The organism is Vibrio hangzhouensis (genome assembly GCF_900107935.1).
Classification (GTDB): Bacteria; Pseudomonadota; Gammaproteobacteria; order Enterobacterales; family Vibrionaceae; genus Vibrio; species Vibrio hangzhouensis.
The window spans coordinates 116394-138652 of sequence record NZ_FNVG01000007.1; the positions used below are offsets into that span (position 1 = coordinate 116394).

Below are 22259 nucleotides of genomic sequence, written 5' to 3' on the forward strand. Positions count from 1 at the left end.
CTCCGCTACAATCCGCGCCCTGAAGTTGACTGGATAGTCGCTGCTTCGTTGACGTCCCCTTGAGCTTGTCTTGGGGGAGACTGACGGAGGGGAGGAAAGTCCGGGCTCCACAGAGCAGGGTGCCAGGTAACGCCTGGGGGGCGCAAGCCCACGACAAGTGCAGCAGAGAGAAGACCGCCGATGGCTCCATTTCTTCGGAAGGAGCACAGGTAAGGGTGAAAGGGTGCGGTAAGAGCGCACCGGGCGACTGGTAACAGTTCGTTGCAAGGTAAACTCCACCCGGAGCAAGACCAAATAGGCTTCCACATTGCGTTGCTCGCGTAAGGAGGCGGGTAGGTTGCTCGAGCCAGTGAGCGATTGCTGGCCTAGACGAATGGCTATCACCGCTTCGGCGGATACAGAACCCGGCTTACAGGTCAACTTCACCTAATTCAGAAAAACCCATTACAAATCGATTTTGTGATGGGTTTTTTGCTTTTTTATCACCTATCTTTACGTTAGGCTGAACTTAACTGGATGACGTTACTGAAGGAAATCAGTAAACTGGTCATCTTTGCCTTAAGCAACTCTCGAGATCACCCATGAGCGAATCCTTTCAACATATTTCGGTATTACTCCATGAATCCATTGATGGCCTGGCGATCAAGCCGGATGGCACCTACATAGATGGAACATTTGGTCGTGGTGGTCACAGTCGTCAAATTCTTTCACAACTGGGTGAAAACGGTCGCCTATTCAGTATTGACCGCGATCCGACGGCGATTGAGGAAGCAAAAAAGATTGATGATCCGCGCTTTACCATCATCCATGGCCCATTTTCTGGCATGGCAGACTACGCAGAGCGTTATGATCTAGTGGGTAAAGTGGACGGTGTGCTGCTTGATTTAGGTGTCTCTTCGCCGCAGCTTGATGATGCTGAACGTGGCTTTAGCTTTATGAAAGACGGCCCGCTGGATATGCGCATGGATCCAACATCTGGTATGCCTGTCTCTGAATGGTTAGCGCAAGCCGATCTGGATGACATTACTTGGGTGATCCGTGAGTTTGGTGAAGACAAGCATGCTCGCCGTATTGCTAAAGCCATTGTGGCGCACCGTGAAGATGAAGAAAAAGAGCCGCTTACACGTACTGGCCAGTTGGCAAAGCTGATCTCTGAAGCCGCACCTAAGAGCTTTAAAGAGAAAAAGCACCCAGCGACACGTGCTTTCCAAGCATTTCGAATCTACATCAACAGTGAGCTTGAAGAGATCGATACGGCGCTAAAAGGCGCGGCAAGTATTCTTGCACCAGAGGGGCGCTTATCGGTGATCAGTTTCCACTCTCTGGAAGATCGTATGGTCAAACGTTTTATGCGCAAAGAGAGTAAAGGACCACAGGTTCCTCATGGTATTCCGATGACGGAAGATCAGATTCGCGCACTGGGTAGTGCCAATCTGAAAACGATTGGCAAGGCGCTTAAGCCCACCGATCAGGAAATTGAAATGAACACCCGTTCGCGCAGTTCAGTACTTCGCGTAGCTGAGAAACTTTAACGGACCAAGGAATGTCTAACCGGCCAAAGCACAATTTAGCTAAGCTCATTGCGATTGATATCATCACGGTAGGGCGAGTCCCTCTTGTTATGTTGCTGCTGATCTTTGCAACTGCAATGGGGGTGGTGTTTGCTACACACCATACCCGTGAAGCGATAAATCATAAAGACATGGCGTTGCAGGAGCGAGAAAGGCTGGATAATGAATGGCGTAATCTACTGTTAGAGGAAAATGCGCTGTCGGAACACAGCCGTGTGCAGGCATTGGCTAAAAAAGAACTGGATATGAAACGCCCTGACTCAGACAAGGAAGTAGTGGTTTCACTGAAATGAAAGGCAAAAAAGTCGTCAAATCTTCCAACAAGAAAAAGACACAGTCTGTTGAAGCGCCAGCCCTTATTGCTTGGCGTTTTCGTCTTATTTTAGGCGGTGTCTTCCTCATTTTCGCGGCGCTCGTCGCTCGAATTGGCTACATTCAGGTCATCGAACCAGACAATCTTATCAAACAAGGTGATCTACGTTCAGTGCGAGTGAAAGCGCTGCCTTCAGCACGTGGCATCATTTCCGATCGCAATGGTGAGCCGCTGGCGGTGAGTGTACCGGTTCAGGCTGTTTGGGCTGATCCTGTGACCATCTTTAAGAATGAAGGCTTCAAAGAGCTCGATCGCTGGCACGCTCTGGCAGATGTACTTGGTGTCGACAGACAGAGCCTTATCAACAAAATCAACAAGAATAAAAATCGCCGCTTTATCTACCTCCAGCGTCAGGTGAGTCCGGCGATGGCCAAATACATCAAAGAGCTTAAGCTTTCGGGGATTGGTCTGAAAGCGGAGTCTCGTCGTTACTATCCGGCAGGGGAAGTCAGTGCTCATCTCGTTGGTGTTACTGGTATCGACGGGCACGGTCTCGAAGGGGTTGAGCGCAGCTACGATAAGTGGCTGACGGGAGAAGCGGGTAAGCGCATTATCCGTAAAGACCGTTATGGCCGGGTGGTGGAAAACATCTCTTTGGAAGAACGTGAAGAAGGGAAACCTCTCGAACTGACTATTGATCAGCGTCTTCAGGCGATAGCGTATCGGGCCGTGAAACAGGCCGTCGCAGACTATCGAGCGACCTCTGGCAGTGCGGTTATTATTGATGTAAAAACCGGCGGAGTGCTGGCCATGGTCAATGCCCCTTCTTATAACCCGAATAACCGTGCCTCACGCCAATCGTTTACCATGCGTAACCGGGTCATCACTGACGCGATGGAGCCAGGTTCAACGGTGAAGCCTTTTGTCGTTTTAGCGGCGCTCGAAGAGGGGGTCGCGGATGATAATACCGTGATCGATACCGGAAACGGCATCATGCGAATTGGCGGAAGTCGCGTGCGTGACACCTCAAAGGTGGGCAAGGCCAACCTGGCTAAAATCCTGCAAAAATCAAGTAACATCGGTGTGGCCAAACTGGCTCTGGATATGCCACTTGAGGGGCTGCTTGGCATGTACAGTTCGATTGGTTTCGGTCAGCTGTCGGGTCTCAACCTGATTGGCGAAACCTCGGGTATTTTCCCCAACCGCAGACGTTGGTCACAGTTTGAAATCGCCACACTTGCCTTTGGTTATGGTATTTCGATCACGCCCCTGCAGTTAGCGCACGCTTATGCCACACTGGGCAACGGTGGTCTGTACCAGCCCGTTCATATCATTGAAAATAATCAGCAAGATCTCTCAAAACAAGTAATCAGTCACGACTACGCTGTCAAAGTTCTGCATATGTTAGAAGCGGTTACCCAACCTGGAGGGACAGCAACTCGTGCCGCGGTTCCGGGCTATCGTGTGGCGGCCAAAACCGGCACATCGAGAAAAGCAGCTGCGGGTGGATACAGCGATGAATATGTCGCAATTACATCGGGTGTTGCACCCGTCAGCGATCCTCGCATTGCATTGGTGGTTGTGATTAATGAACCACAGGGGGATCAATACTACGGCGGTGCTGTTGCCGGTCCGGTATTCTCAGAAATTATGAAAGGGTCACTACAAATCTTGAATGTGGCCCCCGATGAAAACCAGTTTCAACAATAGGTGAAGAACGATGTTGACCTCTATGACATTGGCGAAGTTATTAACACCTTGGTTAGGTAATAACCGCTCACAACTTGACGATATTCAGGTCTCTAATCTTGAATTAGACAGCAGAGCGATCAATGCAGGTGACACCTTTGTGGCCATCATTGGCCATACCGTCGACGGTCGATTGTTTATCGAACGAGCGCTGCAGGCTGGCGCAACAGCGGTGATCGCACAGGCGGACAGTGAGCATAAACACGGTGATGTCAGTTACGTCAATCAGGTACCTGTGGTGCACATTTATCAACTCGATAGCTTGTTGTCCGTGCTCGCCGCGCGTTTGTATCAGTATCAACAGCAAATCATCGGTGTGACCGGCACCAACGGAAAAACCACCATTACCCAACTTATCGCTCAGTGGATTGAGTTGATGGGGGATAAAGCCGCAATTATGGGCACCACGGGCAATGGATTTCTGCATCAGCTGCAAGAGGCCAAAAATACCACTGGCAGTGCGATAGAAGTACAGAAAACACTGGCAACATTAGACAGTCTGGGCGCTGATTACACGGCGATGGAAGTCTCTTCTCACGGTCTGGTTCAGGGGCGTGTCGCCGCTGTGCCTTTTTCCCTTGGCATCTTTACTAACCTGAGTCGGGATCACCTTGATTATCACGGTACGATGGATGGCTACGAGGCGGCGAAGAAGCTGTTGTTTACCGGGCACCATTGTGAAAATGCAGTACTCAATATTGACGATGAAGTTGGGCAACGCTGGATGACAGAGCGCCCAGATGCAATTGCTGTGTCTGTGGAAGGTCGTCAAGGCAGCGGTCAGGGACTTTGGGCAACCTCAGTAGAGTATAGCGACAAAGGGATCTCGCTGTCATTTGAGGGCAGTTTCGGCTGCGGTTCTCTGAACGCTCCCTTAATAGGTCAGTTTAATGCCAGTAACCTGTTGCTCTCTTTCGCAGCCTTGTTATCACTGGGTTTTGATATTCAGGCGTTACAGCAGAGCGCACAACAGTTACAACCAGTTTTGGGACGTATGGAGCTGTTTCAGGCTGAAGATAAGCCGAAAGTCGTGGTTGACTACGCGCACACGCCGGATGCGCTGGAAAAAGCGTTACAAGCCCTACGCGTGCACTGCGAAGGTAAATTGTGGGTGATTGTAGGGTGCGGGGGTGACCGTGATAAAGGCAAGCGCCCGATGATGGCCTCCATTGCCGAGCAGCTTGCTGACCACGTAATTCTCAGCGATGACAACCCGCGCAGCGAAGATCCCGCCGCCATTGTAGCCGACATGTTAGCGGGCATGAGTCAGCCAGAAAAAGCCTTGGTTCAGCACAGTCGCTTTGAAGCTGCTCAGACTGCTGTTACTCAGGCGAAGCCCGGCGATATTATCCTGCTCGCCGGCAAAGGGCACGAAGATTATCAGGTGATTGGCACCGAGTCGATTCACTACTCCGACCGGGAGTCCGCTGCACATTTATTGGGGCTAACGTTATGATCAAATTAGCACTTTCAGATATTGCCACGATTGTTGGTGGCACCTTTAGTGGCGAAGATACCCAGATTGAGCAGGTTACAACGGATACTCGCGCCATAGAGCCCGGAGCTCTGTTTATCGCTCTTGTGGGTGAACGATTTGATGCGCATGATTTCTGTCAGCAGGCGGCAGATAAAGGTGCCGCCGCTTTGATAGTTGAGCGATTGCTGGACGTTCCGGTTCCTCAAATTGTAGTCGCTGATTCCAAACTGGCGCTCGGCAAACTGGGGGCGGAAGTTCATCAACGTTGTCAAACCAAGACGTTGGCGATCACTGGCAGCTGTGGAAAAACCACAGTCAAAGAAATGGTGGCCAGTATTCTCTCTGGGTTAGGGCAGGTGTTGTATACGGCGGGTAACTTCAATAATGACATCGGTGTACCGTTAACGCTGTTGAGAAATACCCCACAGGACGATTACTCGGTGATTGAACTTGGAGCCAATCATATTGGTGAAATCGCCTATACCACAGCATTAACCCAACCAGATATTGCGATGGTCAATAATGTTGCTGAAGCCCATCTGGAAGGCTTTGGCTCTCTTGAAGGGGTGAAACAGGCTAAAGGTGAGATCTATCAGGGACTGGCAAAAGGTGGCACGGCACTGGTTAACCTGGACAGTCAGGGGGCGTCACTTTGGTCAGAAGTTTTACGTGATAAACACGTTATCACGTTTGCTAAACAGAATACTGACGCCGATTTTTACGCTTCTGACATAGTAATGTCATCCGACGGCAGTCCGTTATTTACACTTCATACACCGGCTGGCAACATTCAGGTGCAGTTGTCACTGCTCGGCCAACACAATGTCGCCAATGCAGTCGCTGCCGCAGCCTTAGCCATACAATGCGGTGCCACGCTGGCACAGGTCCAATTAGGCTTGCAATCACTCAACAAAGTCAAACGACGTGTCGATGTGGAAAAGTTGAATGACACGGTGACTCTGATTGATGACAGTTACAATGCCAGTGTACCGGCAATGAAAGCTGCTGTTGAGTTGCTATCACAGTTTGATGCGACCCAGCGCTGGTTGATTTTGGGCAATATGGCAGAATTAGGGCATGAAAGCCTTGCACTTCACAAAGAAGTCGGACAACATGCTGCACCTTTCGCATTTGAACATGTTTTAACCTATGGTGAAGATGCGAAAGTCATCAGTGAAGTTTGCGGTGGTAAGCACTTCGACAGTCACGAAACCATGCTCGAATACATTGAGCAAACCTTAACACAGCTAAACCAGACCCCTCATACTTTGCTAGTTAAAGGGGCACTAAGTGCAGGCATGTTTAAAGTCGCTAATGCACTGAAGGAGAATTACACATGATTATTTGGCTCGCAGAGTTACTACAGCCATACTTTTCTTTTTTTCGACTGTTTGAATATTTGTCATTCAGAGCCATAGTCAGTGTGTTAACCGCTCTTGGTCTTTCATTGTGGATGGGGCCGAAAATGATCGCTCGTCTGCAAATGTTGCAAATTGGTCAGGTGGTTCGAAATGAGGGACCTGAGTCGCACTTTAGCAAACGCGGTACGCCGACCATGGGCGGGGTGATGATTCTGTTTGCTATTACTCTGACAGTACTATTGTGGTCAGATTTATCCAATCCCTACATCTGGGCTGTACTGACTGTGCTGCTTGGCTACGGCGCGGTGGGTTTTGTTGACGATTATCGTAAAGTGGTTCGTAAGAACACCGATGGTTTGATTGCGCGCTGGAAATACTTCTGGCAGTCCCTGATTGCGCTAGTGGTGGCTTTTGCGCTGTATGTCCACGGAAAAGATACTGCGGCGACGCAATTAGTGGTGCCCTTTTTCAAAGACGTGATGCCGCAAATGGGGCTGTTCTATATTGTCTTCACTTACTTCGTTATTGTCGGTACCAGTAATGCGGTGAACCTGACCGATGGTCTGGACGGTCTGGCCATCATGCCAACCGTGCTTGTGGCGGCCGGCTTTGCTGCTATCGCCTGGGCGACGGGTAACGTTAACTTCGCGAATTACCTGCACATCCCTTACATTCCTTATACCTCAGAACTGGTGGTGGTGTGTACCGCAATGGTAGGTGCAGGGCTTGGCTTCCTCTGGTTCAATACATATCCGGCCCAAGTATTTATGGGCGATGTAGGCTCACTGGCGCTTGGTGGCGCTTTGGGTATTATTGCCGTGTTGGTTCGTCAGGAATTCGTCTTGGTGATCATGGGTGGCGTGTTTGTTATGGAAACGCTGTCCGTCATTTTACAGGTAGGTTCATATAAGTTGCGTGGTCAGCGTATTTTCCGCATGGCACCTATTCACCACCACTATGAGCTGAAAGGTTGGCCGGAACCACGAGTGATTGTTCGTTTCTGGATTATTTCCATCGTACTCGTTCTTATTGGATTAGCCACGCTTAAAGTACGTTAAACAATCGACAGGACAGGCAGTTCATGGATCGTTGGCAAAATATTAATCATGTTGTTGTTGTAGGGCTCGGTATTACCGGGCTCTCTGTAGTTAATCATCTGCGCAGACTTCATCCTGACGTCACCATACGCGTTATGGACTCGCGCTCAGCGCCACCGGGAGCGGATCAGCTGGCCGAAAGCATTGAGCTCCATACCGGCAGTTTTGAAAAACAGTGGCTGATGCAAGCAGACTTGATTGTCTGTAATCCGGGCATCGCACTGGCGACACCGGAAATCAAGCAAGCGATGGATAAGGGCATCGCCGTCGTGGGTGACATTGAGTTGTTTGCCTGGGCCAATGACAAACCGGTCATTGCTATCACTGGCTCAAATGGAAAAAGTACCGTCACCGACCTTACCGGAGAAATGGCCAAAGCGGCGGGCGTTCGTGTCGGCGTTGGCGGTAATATTGGCGTGCCGGCGCTTGATTTGCTAAATCAGGACGCGGATCTGTATGTGCTGGAGTTGTCGAGTTTTCAGTTGGAAACCACGCAGAGTCTGAAAACCAAGGTGTCGACTTTCCTCAATTTGTCTGAAGACCATATGGATCGCTATCAGGGGATGGAGGACTACGCATGTGCAAAACGAAGAATCTTCCTACACGCTGAACAGGTTTTGGTAAACCGTGAAGAAAAAGAAACCTATCCGACCCAAGGCCAACATGCGGTGTCTACATTTGGTTTTGATGATAAAGAATTCGGAATGCAGAAGCGCGATGGCCAGATTTGGCTGATGGATCATCAAAAACCGATCATTTCCGTTGACGACCTGCGTCTGGTTGGCAAACACAACTGGTCCAATGCGCTGGTCGCTTGTGCTTTGCTCAAACTGGCCGGGGTGGACTATCGTTTAGCGCTCACATGTCTCCGACGCTACACCGGCCTCAGTCACCGTTGTCAGGTTGTGGCAGAGCATGGAGGCGTAAAGTGGGTCAATGATTCCAAAGCCACTAATGTGGCTAGTACACTGGCAGCACTTTCTGGTCTGTCGCTAGCGGGTAAGCTGTATCTTCTGGTTGGCGGTGTGGGTAAGGGGGCCGATTTCTCTGAACTGGCCCAGCCGTTATCGACGCTGGATGTCCAGTTATGTTGTTTTGGTCGTGATGGTGAAGCGTTTATGGAGCTGCATCCGAGTGCGAGCTATGCTGACAGTATGGACACGATCTTAGCGCAGATCACGCCAAAGTTGAAAGATGGTGATATGGTCATGCTGTCACCAGCGTGTGCAAGTTTTGATCAGTTTGCTAATTTTATGGCGCGGGGTGTTCATTTCACTCAACAGGCACAGCGCTACTCGACCCAAGTCAGCTAACACGGATTGGTCACTATGTTTCATCAGTCTCGACAACGTTTCACTGGGTGGCTAGCTCAATCTGCGCCAGACGCTCTGTACGATCGCCAACTTGTCTGGTTGGCATTCGCATTGATGATTACTGGTTTAGTGATGGTGACTTCAGCCTCCTTTCCCATCAGTTCCAGACTGACAGACCAGCCTTTTCACTTTATGTTCCGCCATGCGATTTTTCTGGTGCTTGCCTTAGGGACGTCTTCGGTGGTGTTGCAAGTCCCAATTGAGAAGTGGTTCCGCTTTAGTACTTATCTACTCGCTCTTTCGATCTTTTTACTGATTGTGGTTCTGGTGGTTGGCAAATCGGTGAACGGGGCCTCTCGCTGGATCCCCCTTGGGCTGTTTAACCTGCAGCCAGCAGAGGTCGCCAAGCTGTCTCTGTTCATATTTATGTCGGGTTATCTGGTTCGAAAACAGGATGAAGTCAGGAAGTCGTTCTTCGGTGGCTTCATCAAACCATTCATAGTGTTTCTGACGTTTGCCGCGTTGCTGCTCGGACAGCCGGACTTGGGTACCGTAGTGGTAATGTTAGTGACCTTGTTTGGCATGCTATTTATCGCCGGTGCCAAACTCTCCCAGTTTATTGCCCTATTGGTAGCAGGCATTAGTGCGGTTATCGCGCTGATTCTGGTTGAACCTTATCGTGTTCGTCGGGTTACCTCTTTTCTCGACCCGTGGGAAGACCCATTTGGCAGTGGCTATCAGCTAACTCAGTCCCTTATGGCATTTGGCCGAGGGAACTGGATGGGACAAGGATTAGGGAACTCAGTGCAAAAACTGGAGTACCTGCCAGAAGCTCATACAGACTTTGTGTTTGCTGTATTGGCAGAAGAACTGGGCTTTGTCGGTGTTCTGTTAATTTTGATGCTGGTCTTTGCCTTGGTCGTCAAAGCCTTGTATATCGGTAAACGTGCATTTGAAAAGCAACAACTTTTTGGCGGGTATCTCTCTTTTGCTATCGGTATCTGGTTTGCTTTTCAGACGTTAGTTAATGTGGGAGCGGCAGCGGGAATGGTACCGACAAAAGGTCTGACGTTACCGCTGATCAGTTACGGTGGTTCCAGTCTGATTATTATGTCCGTTGCGGTATCGATTCTGCTGCGTGTTGATCATGAATGCCGATTATTGCCCGATGTCCCAGAGATGAAGGCTCAGCCAGATGAGCCAGAAACAGACAAGAAAAATAAACAAGATGAAAAACAGTAAACGATTGATGGTGATGGCCGGCGGCACTGGGGGACACGTTTTCCCGGGTCTGGCTGTAGCCAAACGACTACAAGAACAAGGCTGGGAAATCCGCTGGTTGGGTACCGCAGACCGAATGGAGGCCGATTTGGTGCCCAAGCACGGCATTGATATCGACTTCATTAAAGTCAAAGGGCTGCGTGGTCAAGGGATCATTAAGCTGCTGAAAGCACCATTTCAGATTTTTAGTGCCATACTTCAGGCACGCAAACACATGAAGTGCTGGCAACCTGATGCGGTACTTGGCATGGGAGGCTATGTGAGTGGTCCCGGTGGCATTGCTGCGTGGACTCTGGGCATTCCTGTGGTTCTTCACGAGCAAAACGGTGTCGCTGGCTTGACGAACCAATGGTTGTCTAAAGTGGCGAAGAAAGTGTTTCAGGCGTTCCCCGGGGCGTTTGCTGACGCTGAAGTCGTTGGCAATCCAGTACGTCAGGATCTGTTGGATGTAGAAGCCCCTGAAAGCAGATTGTCTGCGCGTGATGGGGATGTGCGCGTTCTGGTCATGGGTGGCAGTCAGGGAGCGAGGATACTGAACCACACGTTACCTTTGGTCATGGCTCAGCTTGGCTCTGGTTATACTGTGCGTCATCAGGCAGGTAAAGGCAATCGTGATGAAGTGGCCACGCTGTATCAGCAACAAGGGGTGACCAGTGCTGAGACCACCGAATTTATTGACGATGTCGCCGAAGCATATTGCTGGGCTGATCTGGTCGTTTGTCGTTCCGGTGCCCTGACGGTGTCGGAATTGGCGGCAGTCGGTGTTGGGGCGATCTTTGTTCCTTTCATGCATAAAGATCGCCAACAGGCATTAAACGGCGATCATCTGGTCCACAGCAATGCGGCGTACATGATAGAGCAGCCGGAACTGACGGTAGACAAGTTAGCACAGCAGATAAAAGTGCTGGACAGAGCGCAACTGATTGAGCTGGCGATCAACGCGCGCAAGGCCGCGAAATTGGATGCTGACAACCGAGTCGCCCAAGAAATTATCGAATTAACTAAATAGAGTAACGAGATTTAATCCATGACAGAGCAACATACACAAGATTTGGCGCAAATACGTGCGCTGATACCTGAAATGAGAAGGGTGAAGAGCATTCATTTCGTCGGTATCGGCGGAGCTGGAATGAGTGGTATCGCTGAGGTACTGCTTAATGAAGGCTATCAAATTACCGGCTCTGACATTGCAGAAAATGTGGTTACAGAACGCCTTAAGCGTAAAGGTGCCATCATTTTTATTGGTCATCAGGCAAGCAACGTTGAACAGGCAAGTGTGGTGGTTGTGTCGACAGCCATTGATCCGGAGAACCCAGAGTTGGTTGCGGCTAAAGAGCTGAGGATCCCTGTTGTGCGCCGGGCAGAAATGCTAGCGGAATTGATGCGCTTTCGACACGGTATCGCGGTCGCGGGGACACACGGTAAGACCACAACAACAGCGCTGGTCACTCAGATTTACTCTGAAGCCGGTATGGATCCAACGTTTGTTAATGGTGGCCTGGTAAAGAGCGCCGGAACCAATGCTCGTCTTGGATCCAGTCGGATATTGATCGCAGAAGCCGATGAGAGTGACGCTTCTTTCCTACACCTTCAGCCGATGGTCAGTATTGTCACGAATATTGAAGCGGACCACATGGACACGTATGGAGGGGACTTTGATACGTTGAAACAAACGTTTATCGATTTCCTGCATAACTTACCATTTTATGGTCAGGCGGTGATGTGTGTCGATGATCCCGTGGTGAGAGAGCTGATTCCGAGTGTGAGCCGACAAGTGATCACCTACGGTTTCTCTGACGATGCGGACGTTCGAATTGAGAATTATCGCCAGGAAGGACAGCAAGGCAAGTTCACGGTTGTCAGAAAAGACCGAGAAAAGCTGGAGATCACTTTAAATATCCCGGGTCAGCACAACGCGCTGAATGCCGCGGCAGCTATTGCGGTTGCTACGGAAGATCACATCGGCGATGAGGCTATTGTCAAAGCGATGCTGGGAACCGAAGGTACAGGACGCCGTTTTGAGCATTTAGGTGAGTTTGAAACCGGTAACGGTAAAGTTATGTTGGTGGATGATTACGGTCACCATCCAACAGAAGTTGGTGTTACTATCAAAGCCGCCCGAAATGGTTGGGAGGACAGACGTTTGGTGATGATCTTCCAACCCCATAGATACAGTCGTACCCGAGATCTTTACGATGATTTCGCCAATGTACTTGAGCAGGTAGATGTATTGGTGATGTTGGATGTGTACGCTGCGGGTGAAGCACCCATTGCAGGGGCGGATGGTCGTTCCCTGTGTCGTACTATTCGTACACGTGGCAAACTCGATCCGGTTTTTGTGCCGGATGTGAGTGCGTTACCCTCTGTTTTATCAAATCTTTTGCAAGATGGCGACCTTGTTCTGACGCAAGGCGCAGGTGATATTGGTAAAGTAGCCAAGAAGCTTGAGCAAATGAAGTTAGACATCCAACTGATGCAAAAAAGCTAGTTACACCCAGCTTCTGATTTAGAAAAAAATATATCTGTTCGACCGAGCTATCAACAAATTGGAATGCTCAGTCGAACATTTTTGTTATTTCAGTATGCAAAAGCCCATATTTCTTGGGTTCAGTGTTTGATAGTTTGATATTCATTAGTATAATCCTAAGGTTAACAGCATTAGATTAGACTCTTATTCCACTATCTTAAGGAAAGGTAAAGAGAAGTTAATAAAGGACCAAAGAGTTTGACTGAAACTTCAGAGAGCAGTGTAGAACAGACGCGTCGAGCCTCCTCGTTATCAAGACATGGAGTCGGGGCGGTTTTTTTATTGGCTGTGATCACAGTAATTGGTTCAACACTTTATTCCACCGTTAGCTGGATGTGGGATGACCAGCGCCTCCCTTTATCTAAGATAGTTCTGCAAGGTGAGCTGACTCATGTGTCTGCGCAAGACGTGCAGCATGCGTTTGCCAACCTGGAGCATATTGGTACATTTATGTCTCAGGACATTAATGTATTGCAACATAGCGTCGAACAGATCCCCTGGGTCTCACAGGCTTCGGTACGAAAACAGTGGCCAGACACAGTGAAAGTGTTTTTGACCGAGCATAAAGCGAGTGCCATCTGGAACGGTATCGACATGCTCGATACTAATGGAGTGGTATTCAGTGGCGATGTGTCGGCAATGGAAGAGCAGAAAGTCAAGCTGTACGGACCAAAGGGCACAGAGCAAATCGTACTGCAAACCTACCGTAACAGTAACGGTCAACTAGCCAGTCTCGGCTTGTCGATTTCTTCGCTGGTACTCAATGAGCGTAGAGCATGGCAGGTGATACTTGATAATGGTATCCGTCTGGAACTGGGCAAAGACGCGATGCAAGAGCGTTTGCAGCGCTTTATTTCTTTGTACCGAAAACTAGGGGACGATGTCTCTAGAGTCAGCTACATTGATTTACGCTATGACACCGGTGCGGCAGTAGGATGGTTTCCTGCAGAGCAAGGGGAATTGAATTCTGATGTCACCGGGAGTGAGGTTGGATAACGGGCTTTACCTATCGGTAGCGACGAACCGCCGATAGGTAAATTCAGTTTGAGAATTGAGCAATAGATTTGGATTGCTCGCTGGGAATTGAAATTTCTAATAGAAAGAGAGAACAGATGACGAAGACCACGGATGACAATATTATTGTCGGTCTCGATATAGGCACCGCGACCGTATCTGCTTTAGTTGGCGAAGTATTGCCTGATGGGCAGGTGAATATCATAGGTGCCGGCTCTAGTCCTTCTCGTGGGATGGACAAAGGAGGCGTTAACGATCTTGAATCAGTCGTTAAGTCTGTTCAGCGTGCGGTTGATCAGGCTGAGCTCATGGCTGAGTGTCAGATCAGTAACGTTTTCATTTCTCTTTCCGGTAAGCATATTGCGAGTCGAATTGAAAAAGGCATGGGAACCATTTCTGAGGAAGAAGTGTCACAGGATGATATGGACAGGGCAATACACACTGCCAAATCCATAAAAATTGGTGATGAGCAGCGTATTCTTCATGTTATTCCTCAGGAATTTACCATAGACTATCAAGAGGGAATCAAAAATCCGCTTGGTTTGTCTGGGGTTAGAATGGAAGTCAGCGTGCATTTGATTTCTTGCCATAACGATATGGCAAGAAACATCATTAAAGCCGTTGAACGTTGTGGCCTGAAAGTCGAACAGTTGGTTTTCTCGGGGCTGGCTTCAAGCAATGCCGTGATTACTGAAGACGAGCGTGAACTGGGTGTGTGCGTGGTTGATATCGGCGCAGGTACCATGGATGTGTCGATTTGGACCGGTGGCGCATTAAGGCATACCGAAGTGTTTTCTTATGCCGGTAATGCAGTTACTAGTGATATTGCTTTTGCATTCGGTACGCCATTGAGTGATGCTGAAGAAATCAAAGTGAAGTATGGTTGTGCTCTCAGTGAACTGGTGAGCAAAGATGATACAGTTAACGTTCCTAGCGTTGGCGGACGACCATCTCGCAGTTTACAGCGTCAAACATTGGCGGAAGTGATAGAACCGCGCTATACAGAATTAATGGGACTGGTAAATCAAACCATTGATAATGTTCAGGCCAAACTAAGGGAGAGTGGTGTTAAGCATCATCTCGCAGCTGGTGTTGTCCTTACGGGTGGCGCAGCACAAATTGAAGGGGTTGTGGAATGCGCTGAGCGTGTGTTCCGCAATCAGGTCCGAGTCGGGAAGCCCCTAGAGGTGAGCGGACTGACGGACTATGTTAAGGAGCCGTATCATTCAACGGCCGTAGGATTACTTCATTACGCACGAGACAGTCAGATCAATGACGACAATGATTATAACGAACCAAAGCGTCAATCGGTGTCGACAATCTTTGGAAAGTTGCGTAATTGGATACAAAAAGAGTTTTAACCTGAGTTGCAGGAAAACGGAGATAACAAATGTTTGAACCGATGATGGAAATGTCTGACGAAGCAGTCATTAAAGTAGTTGGAGTCGGCGGTGGCGGTGGTAACGCTGTAGAGCACATGGTGCGCGAATCAATCGAAGGGGTTGATTTCATTAGCGTAAATACAGATGCTCAGGCACTTCGTAAAACAAGTGTCAGCCATGTTATTCAAATTGGCGGCGATATTACAAAAGGCTTGGGTGCGGGTGCGAACCCACAAGTTGGACGTGATGCAGCTCTTGAAGACAAAGAAAGAATTAAAGAAAGCATTACCGGTGCCGATATGGTGTTTATCGCAGCTGGTATGGGCGGTGGTACTGGTACTGGTGCGGCTCCGGTGATTGCTGAAGTGGCAAAAGAACTGGGCATTCTTACGGTTGCCGTGGTGACTAAGCCATTTAGCTTTGAAGGTAAGAAGCGCCTGGCGTTTGCAGAGCAGGGCATTGAAGAATTGTCAAAGCATGTCGATTCTTTAATCACTATCCCTAATGAAAAGCTACTGAAAGTACTGGGCCGTGGCGTCACTCTGCTTGAAGCGTTTGCAAGCGCGAACGATGTACTGAAGAACGCTGTTCAGGGTATTGCAGAATTGATTACTCGCCCTGGCATGATCAACGTCGACTTTGCGGACGTGCGTACTGTGATGTCAGAAATGGGTCACGCAATGATGGGCAGCGGTGTCGCGAAAGGCGAAGACCGTGCGGAAGAAGCGGCAGAAATGGCGATCTCCAGCCCTCTACTTGAAGACATCGATCTTGCGGGTGCCCGTGGTGTGCTTGTTAACATCACTGCTGGTCTTGATATGCGTCTGGATGAATTCGAAACCGTCGGTAACACGGTTAAAGCCTTTGCTTCTGATAATGCGACGGTTGTTATTGGTACATCACTAGACCCAGACATGAGCGACGAAATTCGTGTGACAGTAGTGGCAACGGGTATCGGTAACGAGCGTAAGCCTGATATCACCCTAGTAGCTGGTGGTAAAACATCAGTTTCTACGGCTCAGTCTCAACCACAAACACAAGCTCCAGCTGCAAAAGTTGAAGACAAAGTGGCACAAACTTTGCCTGTAAATAATCAGGACAAGGTTGAAGTGAATGCACCAGGCAATACAGGCTCCAATGCTCCGGTATCGAGCGGTAATACAAGTGCAGCACCCAAACCTGAGAAGGAAAGCGGCTACTTAGACATTCCAGCATTTTTGCGCCGTCAAGCGGACTAAACAACCGTTTGAATTTGACATAGCTCAAAAATCTGGTAGGATTCGCGGTTGCTTACATGATCAACTGTGATATGTAGCGTTGAAGAAGAGGTTTGTAGATGATCAGACAACGTACGCTTAAAGAAATAGTGACTACTGTAGGAGTGGGCCTCCACTCAGGCCGTAAAGTAACACTAACTTTGCGTCCAGCGGCTGCTAATACTGGTGTTATTTACCGTCGCACCGACGTGAATCCGCCTGTGGATTTCCCTGCGGACCCTCTTTCTGTGCGCGATACAATGTTGTGTACTGCTCTAGTGAATGATGAAGGTATTCGAATCTCAACCGTCGAACACCTTAACGCAGCACTGGCGGGTATGGGCATTGATAACATCATCGTTGAAGTTGATGCGCCAGAAATTCCAATTATGGATGGCAGCGCAAGTCCGTTCGTTTATCTGCTTCAACAAGCTGGTATCGAAACGCAAAATGCACCAAAACGATTCATTCGTATTAAAAAGCCGGTGCGTTTTGAGGATGGAGACAAGTGGGCTGAACTTCGCCCATACAATGGTTTCCGTATGGACTTTGAAATCGAGTTTAATCATCCGGCAATCGATGCAGACGAACAACGTCTGGTCTTTGACTTCTCATCACAGGGCTTTGTCAAAGAAATCTCGCGTGCCCGTACTTTCGGCTTCATGCGCGATATCGAGTACCTACAATCACAGAACCTTGTGTTGGGTGGTAGCTTTGATAACGCCATCGTGCTGGATGACTACCGCATTCTGAACGAAGAAGGCCTGCGTTTCGACAATGAATTTGTCACGCACAAAGTGCTGGATGCGATTGGCGACCTATACATGGCAGGTCACGCCATTGTTGGTGAGTTTGCTGCGTACAAATCTGGTCACGGTTTAAACAACCAATTGCTAAGAGCAGTGCTAGCTGATCAGGAAGCATGGGAGTGGGCAACGTTTGAAGAGCAAGCAGGCTCTCCAGTTGCATTCGCAGAGCCATCGATGGTGCTTGCTTAACCCAGCGCATGTTCTAAATTGAATTTGAAAAATCAGGCTTTATGCCTGATTTTTTTATGCCTGAATATCGCAATTCGCCTGCTCGTCAACTGGCAGTATCTTGCCACCTCAACATGAGTGGCAACGATCTTCGTTGGATCGGCAAGATCCTGGCGTTCTGGACTGCATTCTGAGGACGAATCTGCAGTTTAAGTTTTCACTTTTGACATCATCAATACGTACCGACCAGCCTAAATTTTAGCGACAATGCAGCGCTTAATGTCTGTGAATAGACCAAAACTTCCAAACACATCAAACTAATTGCGGTTAGTTTGGATTGATGCTTGGTTGTTCGGTCAAAAATTCCTTAAACTATGTGCCATTAATTGGTATATCTGCCTTGAAATATAGCAGCTTGAACTCAATATCAGTTGGTATAGATTTTATCTCGCTTAGGTCGCTAGGCCTTTTTAGAGACGGAAGGCATTTTTAATAGGTCGATATGATCTAATGGTAGAGAGAACAAAAACACAATGATTACTAACCTACTGACAAAGGTCATTGGTAGTCGCAACGACAGAACATTGCGTCGACTAAGAAAAATCGTAAAGCAGATTAATAACTACGAGCCGCAGTTCGAAGCGTTGTCTGATGAAGAACTAAAAGCGAAAACGGTCGAGTTTCGTGAGCGTTTGGACAAGGGCGAGGATCTGGACCAACTGCTGCCAGAAGCCTTTGCGACGGTTCGTGAAGCATCTAAGCGTGTGTTCGGCATGCGTCACTTCGATGTTCAGCTTATCGGTGGTATGGTGCTGAACTCTGGTCAGATTGCAGAGATGCGTACCGGTGAAGGTAAAACACTGACAGCAACACTTCCTGCCTATCTCAATGCGCTGCCTGGCAAAGGCGTTCATATCGTTACTGTGAACGACTATCTGGCTAAGCGTGATGCGGAAACTAACCGCGCTCTATTTGAATTCCTGGGTATGACTGTTGGCGTTAACGTACCCAATATGCATCCACAAGAGAAAAAAGAAGCCTATCAGGCTGATATCCTGTACGGAACCAACAACGAGTTTGGTTTCGACTATTTGCGCGATAACATGGCGTTCCGTGTTGAAGATCGTGTGCAACGCGAACGTTTCTTTGCTGTTGTGGATGAGGTGGACTCGATCCTTATCGATGAAGCTCGTACACCACTGATCATCTCTGGTCCAGCGGAAGACAGCTCTGATCTTTATACTCGTATCAACACCTTGATTCCTCACCTTGAGAAGCAAGATCAAGAAGATTCTGAAGAATATCGTGGTGACGGTCACTATACCGTTGATGAGAAATCAAAGCAGGTTCACCTAACGGAAACCGGCCAGGAGTTTGTCGAAGAGCTACTGGTTAAGAATGGCCTGATGGAAGAGGGTGACACGCTTTACTCACCAACCAATATCAGTTTGTTACATCACGTGAATGCTGCGCTTCGTGCCCACGTCCTGTTTGAGAAAAACGTCGATTATATCGTCAACGAGCAAGGTGAAGTGGTCATTGTTGACGAACACACGGGCCGTACTATGCCTGGTCGTCGCTGGTCTGAAGGTCTGCATCAAGCGGTAGAGGCGAAAGAAGGCGTTAAGATCCAGAATGAAAACCAGACGCTGGCTTCAATTACTTTCCAGAACTACTTCCGTTTGTATCACAAGCTGTCAGGTATGACGGGTACAGCCGATACAGAAGCGTTCGAATTCCAGTCTATCTATGGTCTGGAAACCGTGGTTATTCCAACCAACAAACCGATGATTCGTAACGATATGCCCGATGTGGTTTATCGTACTGAGGTGGAAAAATTCAACGCCATCATTGAAGACATTAAAGAGCGAGCTGCGAATGGCCAGCCGAGTCTTGTTGGTACCGTGTCGATTGAAAAATCGGAATTGCTTTCTAACGCACTGAAGCAAGCGAAGATCAAACACAATGTTCTAAACGCGAAGTTCCACGAAAGAGAAGCAGAAATCGTTGCGGAAGCGGGGACACCTGGTGCCGTAACTATCGCAACCAACATGGCCGGTCGTGGTACCGATATCGTGCTGGGTGGTAGCTGGCAAGCAAAAGTCGAACAGCTGGATAATCCATCTAAAGAGCAGATCGATGCGATCAAAGCAGAGTGGAAAGGAGTTCACGATCAAGTGCTTGAAGCCGGTGGCCTGCACATCATTGGTACTGAGCGTCATGAATCTCGTCGTATCGACAACCAGTTACGTGGTCGTTCTGGTCGTCAGGGTGATGCGGGTTCTTCGCGTTTCTACTTGTCTATGGAAGACCAACTGTTACGTATCTTTACGTCTGATCGTATGGCAAGCCTTATCCAGAGTGGTATGGAAGAAGGGGAAGCGATTGAAAGTAAGATGCTGTCTCGTTCGATTGAAAAAGCGCAACGAAAAGTGGAAGGTCGTAACTTCGACATTCGTAAGCAGCTTCTTGAGTTTGATGACGTGGCGAATGACCAACGTAAGGTAGTTTACGAACTGCGTGATGAACTCATGACGGCGGAAGACATCAGCGAAATGCTGGAGCAAAACCGTGAGGATGTGTTCACTTCCGTGATCGACGAATACATTCCGCCTCAGTCTCTGGAAGACATGTGGGACATCGAAGGCCTGCAAGAAAGGCTGAAGAAGGATTTCGATCTAGATCTGGCGATTCAGTCATGGCTGGAAGAAGACGACAAACTGTATGAAGAAGCACTGCGTGAGAAGATTTTAGAAAATGCTGTGACTATCTACAAACAGAAAGAAGAGACCGTTGGTGCACAAGTGCTGCGCAACTTCGAGAAGTCTGTGATGTTGCAAACTCTGGATACACTCTGGAAAGAGCACTTGGCCGCAATGGACCACCTGCGTCAGGGTATCCATCTACGCGGTTACGCTCAGAAGAATCCAAAACAAGAATACAAACGTGAGTCGTTTGAACTGTTCGAGCAGTTGTTGGATTCACTGAAGTTTGATGTGATTACCATTCTGTCTAAAGTTCGCGTTCAGCAGCAAGAAGAAGTTGAGCGTATGGAAGCTCAGCGTCAGGCTCAGGCCCAAGCTGCGGCAGCAAAAGCTCAGGCGCAACACGCTGATGCGGAGAATCAACTGGCTGACAACTCCGAGCAATCTGAACAGGGCGCTCACCAGCCTATGGTTCGTGAAGAACGCAAAGTGGGTCGCAACGAACCTTGCCCATGCGGAAGTGGCAAGAAGTACAAACAGTGCCATGGTAAAATCAGCTAAACCATGATGTCATAGATGAAGAGTCGCATTATGCGGCTCTTTTTTTTATGACGAACATAGGGATTAGCCTAAGTAACGGTTGAACAATTAACCTAGAAAGATAAGAAAGTAGAGGAAGAAAGTGAAGCGAGTTCATATTGTAGCGGCGATCATCTTCAACCAGGATAAGTCAGAGGTCTTCATCACCAAACGTCCCGATAACCTTCATAAAGGCGGCTTTTGGGAATTTCCCGGAGGCAAAGTTGAAGTAGGGGAAACTGTCGGGGAAGCCATCACTCGAGAGCTGTTTGAGGAAATAGATATTCAGGTCACAGAGCTTGAGAACTTCGAGCATCTGCTTTATGACTATCCAGATAAGTCATTGGAGTTTGACTTTATCTCTGTCACTGCATTTGACAATGAGCCTTACGGTAAAGAAGGTCAGGAAGGGCGTTGGGTGCCGATAGCCGAGTTGGCGAATTACGCCTTTCCAGAGGCAAACGTGCCCATCCTGAACAAAGTCATCGAAAAATACCGTTAATTTATTCAAGGGTGCTAGCGACCCTAGTGGCTTTACGTTACATTGGTAGCAACACAAACAATGGAGAATAGCGCAATGGTAAGAATTGCGATTGCAGGAGCAGCGGGCCGAATGGGTCGCAATCTGGTAAAAGCAACATTTCATAATACACAAGCGACAGTAGGCGCTGGCTCTGAGCGTCCAGAGTCTTCACTCGTCGGTGTCGACGTTGGTGAATTGTGTGGTGAAGGGCGTTTTGATGTAGCGCTTGTGGATGATCTGGCAAAGTCGATTGAAGATTTTGATGTGATTATTGATTTCACGGCACCCAAGAGTACCCTTGCGAACCTGGAATTGTGTAAACAGCACGGTAAAAAAATGGTTATAGGAACCACGGGTTTTAACGACGATGAGAAAGCACTTATCGACGAAGCCGCGAAAGTGGTTCCAGTGGTGATGGCGCCCAACTACAGTGTTGGTGTTAACCTGGTTTTCAAACTGCTTGAGAAAGCAGCAAAAGTAATGGGTGACTATTGCGACATCGAGATCGTAGAAGCTCACCACCGTCATAAGGTTGATGCGCCCTCCGGTACTGCCATTGGCATGGGTGAGGCTATCGCTGGTGCAATGGGCAACGAGCTTAATGATGTTGCTGTTTACGCTCGTGAAGGGATCACTGGTGAGAGAACGCGAGATGAAATTGGCTTTGCCACCATTCGTGCTGGTGACATTGTCGGTGAGCATACCGCAATGTTTGCAGACATCGGTGAGCGAGTGGAGATTACTCATAAAGCCACGGATCGCATGACTTTTGCGAATGGTGCGGTGAAAGCTGCGGTATGGTTGCATGGTAAGCCTGCAGGTTTTTATACCATGACCGAGGTGTTAGGCCTCGACAGTATTTAATAAGAAGCGCCGATAGGCGCTTTTTTTTCGCCAAAGTTAACCGCAATCTATGATTTTCTTCTTTACATAAATATTCTGATTGAATGCTGAGTGATAGGATAATACCTCTTAACTTTCGAATTTACTAAAAGGTCGGTTTTTGACCTGGTTTTACATAATTAGATGTTAATTATAGGGGTTTGGAGTGAAAAACTGTCAAAGTGTTGGTTTTTGTAAGGTTAACTTGTTTCGGGTATCGTTTGCGCAAATCTCAGTTGTCGTTTAGGTGTA

Annotated in this window: 18 protein-coding genes and 1 other RNA gene; all 19 read left to right on the forward strand. The window is 48.5% G+C overall.

Going from position 1 to position 22259, the window contains the following annotated elements:
* Positions 1-21: 21 nt before the first annotated feature.
* The 19 genes from rnpB to dapB all read left to right on the forward strand — a co-directional run bounded on the left by rnpB (position 22) and on the right by dapB (position 21989).
* An RNA gene (gene rnpB / locus C4S60_RS09315) (RNase P RNA component class A) lies at positions 22-428 on the forward strand.
* A 153-nt stretch (positions 429-581) separates the two neighbouring features.
* Positions 582-1532, forward strand: a complete 951-nt coding sequence (gene rsmH / locus C4S60_RS09320; RefSeq protein ID WP_103880073.1) for a 16S rRNA (cytosine(1402)-N(4))-methyltransferase RsmH — start codon at positions 582-584, stop codon at positions 1530-1532.
* Positions 1533-1543: 11 nt separating this feature from the next.
* Positions 1544-1864, forward strand: coding sequence for a cell division protein FtsL (gene ftsL / locus C4S60_RS09325; RefSeq protein WP_103880074.1), 321 nt, complete (start codon positions 1544-1546; stop codon positions 1862-1864).
* Positions 1861-3594: a penicillin-binding transpeptidase domain-containing protein gene (locus C4S60_RS09330; protein WP_103880075.1), complete on the forward strand. Its 1734-nt coding sequence runs from the start codon at positions 1861-1863 to the stop codon at positions 3592-3594. The genes ftsL and C4S60_RS09330 overlap by 4 nt, the downstream gene beginning before the upstream one ends.
* A gap of 10 nt (positions 3595-3604) precedes the next feature.
* Positions 3605-5089, forward strand: coding sequence for a UDP-N-acetylmuramoyl-L-alanyl-D-glutamate--2,6-diaminopimelate ligase (gene murE, locus C4S60_RS09335; RefSeq protein WP_103880076.1), 1485 nt, complete (start codon positions 3605-3607; stop codon positions 5087-5089).
* A complete protein-coding gene (locus tag C4S60_RS09340; RefSeq protein ID WP_103880077.1) occupies positions 5086-6450 on the forward strand; it encodes a UDP-N-acetylmuramoyl-tripeptide--D-alanyl-D-alanine ligase in 1365 nt (454 codons plus the stop codon). The genes murE and C4S60_RS09340 overlap by 4 nt, the downstream gene beginning before the upstream one ends.
* Complete coding sequence (gene mraY / locus C4S60_RS09345) at positions 6447-7529, forward strand: phospho-N-acetylmuramoyl-pentapeptide-transferase (protein WP_103880078.1); 1083 nt, start codon at positions 6447-6449, stop codon at positions 7527-7529. The genes C4S60_RS09340 and mraY overlap by 4 nt, the downstream gene beginning before the upstream one ends.
* Before the next feature lie 23 nt (positions 7530-7552).
* Positions 7553-8881: a UDP-N-acetylmuramoyl-L-alanine--D-glutamate ligase gene (gene murD / locus C4S60_RS09350; protein WP_103880079.1), complete on the forward strand. Its 1329-nt coding sequence runs from the start codon at positions 7553-7555 to the stop codon at positions 8879-8881.
* Positions 8882-8896: 15 nt separating this feature from the next.
* Positions 8897-10123, forward strand: coding sequence for a cell division protein FtsW (ftsW, locus tag C4S60_RS09355; protein WP_103880080.1), 1227 nt, complete (start codon positions 8897-8899; stop codon positions 10121-10123).
* On the forward strand, positions 10110-11171 hold the full coding sequence (gene murG, locus C4S60_RS09360; protein ID WP_103880081.1) for an undecaprenyldiphospho-muramoylpentapeptide beta-N-acetylglucosaminyltransferase: 1062 nt from the start codon (positions 10110-10112) through the stop codon (positions 11169-11171). Before ftsW ends, murG begins: the two co-directional genes overlap by 14 nt.
* An 18-nt stretch (positions 11172-11189) precedes the next feature.
* On the forward strand, positions 11190-12650 hold the full coding sequence (gene murC, locus C4S60_RS09365) for a UDP-N-acetylmuramate--L-alanine ligase (RefSeq protein ID WP_103880082.1): 1461 nt from the start codon (positions 11190-11192) through the stop codon (positions 12648-12650).
* 237 nt (positions 12651-12887) lie between these two features.
* Positions 12888-13685, forward strand: a complete 798-nt coding sequence (locus C4S60_RS09370) for a cell division protein FtsQ/DivIB (protein ID WP_103880083.1) — start codon at positions 12888-12890, stop codon at positions 13683-13685.
* Between the two features lie 116 nt (positions 13686-13801).
* Positions 13802-15064 carry a cell division protein FtsA gene (gene ftsA / locus C4S60_RS09375; protein WP_103880084.1) on the forward strand — a complete coding sequence of 421 codons (1263 nt, stop codon included), beginning with the start codon at positions 13802-13804 and terminating at the stop codon, positions 15062-15064.
* Positions 15065-15093: 29 nt separating this feature from the next.
* Positions 15094-16323 (forward strand): cell division protein FtsZ, encoded by a 1230-nt coding sequence (ftsZ, locus tag C4S60_RS09380; protein WP_103880085.1) that lies wholly within the window; start codon positions 15094-15096, stop codon positions 16321-16323.
* A 98-nt stretch (positions 16324-16421) separates the two neighbouring features.
* Positions 16422-17339, forward strand: coding sequence for a UDP-3-O-acyl-N-acetylglucosamine deacetylase (gene lpxC / locus C4S60_RS09385; RefSeq protein ID WP_103880086.1), 918 nt, complete (start codon positions 16422-16424; stop codon positions 17337-17339).
* 41 nt (positions 17340-17380) lie between these two features.
* Entirely contained in the window at positions 17381-17512 is a 132-nt protein-coding gene (locus C4S60_RS23885) for a hypothetical protein (RefSeq protein WP_279626944.1), read from the forward strand.
* A 339-nt stretch (positions 17513-17851) separates the two neighbouring features.
* Positions 17852-20584, forward strand: a complete 2733-nt coding sequence (gene secA / locus C4S60_RS09390; RefSeq protein WP_103880087.1) for a preprotein translocase subunit SecA — start codon at positions 17852-17854, stop codon at positions 20582-20584.
* A gap of 121 nt (positions 20585-20705) precedes the next feature.
* A complete protein-coding gene (mutT, locus tag C4S60_RS09395) occupies positions 20706-21104 on the forward strand; it encodes an 8-oxo-dGTP diphosphatase MutT (RefSeq protein ID WP_103880088.1) in 399 nt (132 codons plus the stop codon).
* Positions 21105-21179: 75 nt separating this feature from the next.
* Positions 21180-21989 (forward strand): 4-hydroxy-tetrahydrodipicolinate reductase, encoded by an 810-nt coding sequence (gene dapB / locus C4S60_RS09400; RefSeq protein WP_103880089.1) that lies wholly within the window; start codon positions 21180-21182, stop codon positions 21987-21989.
* Positions 21990-22259 lie beyond the last annotated feature (270 nt).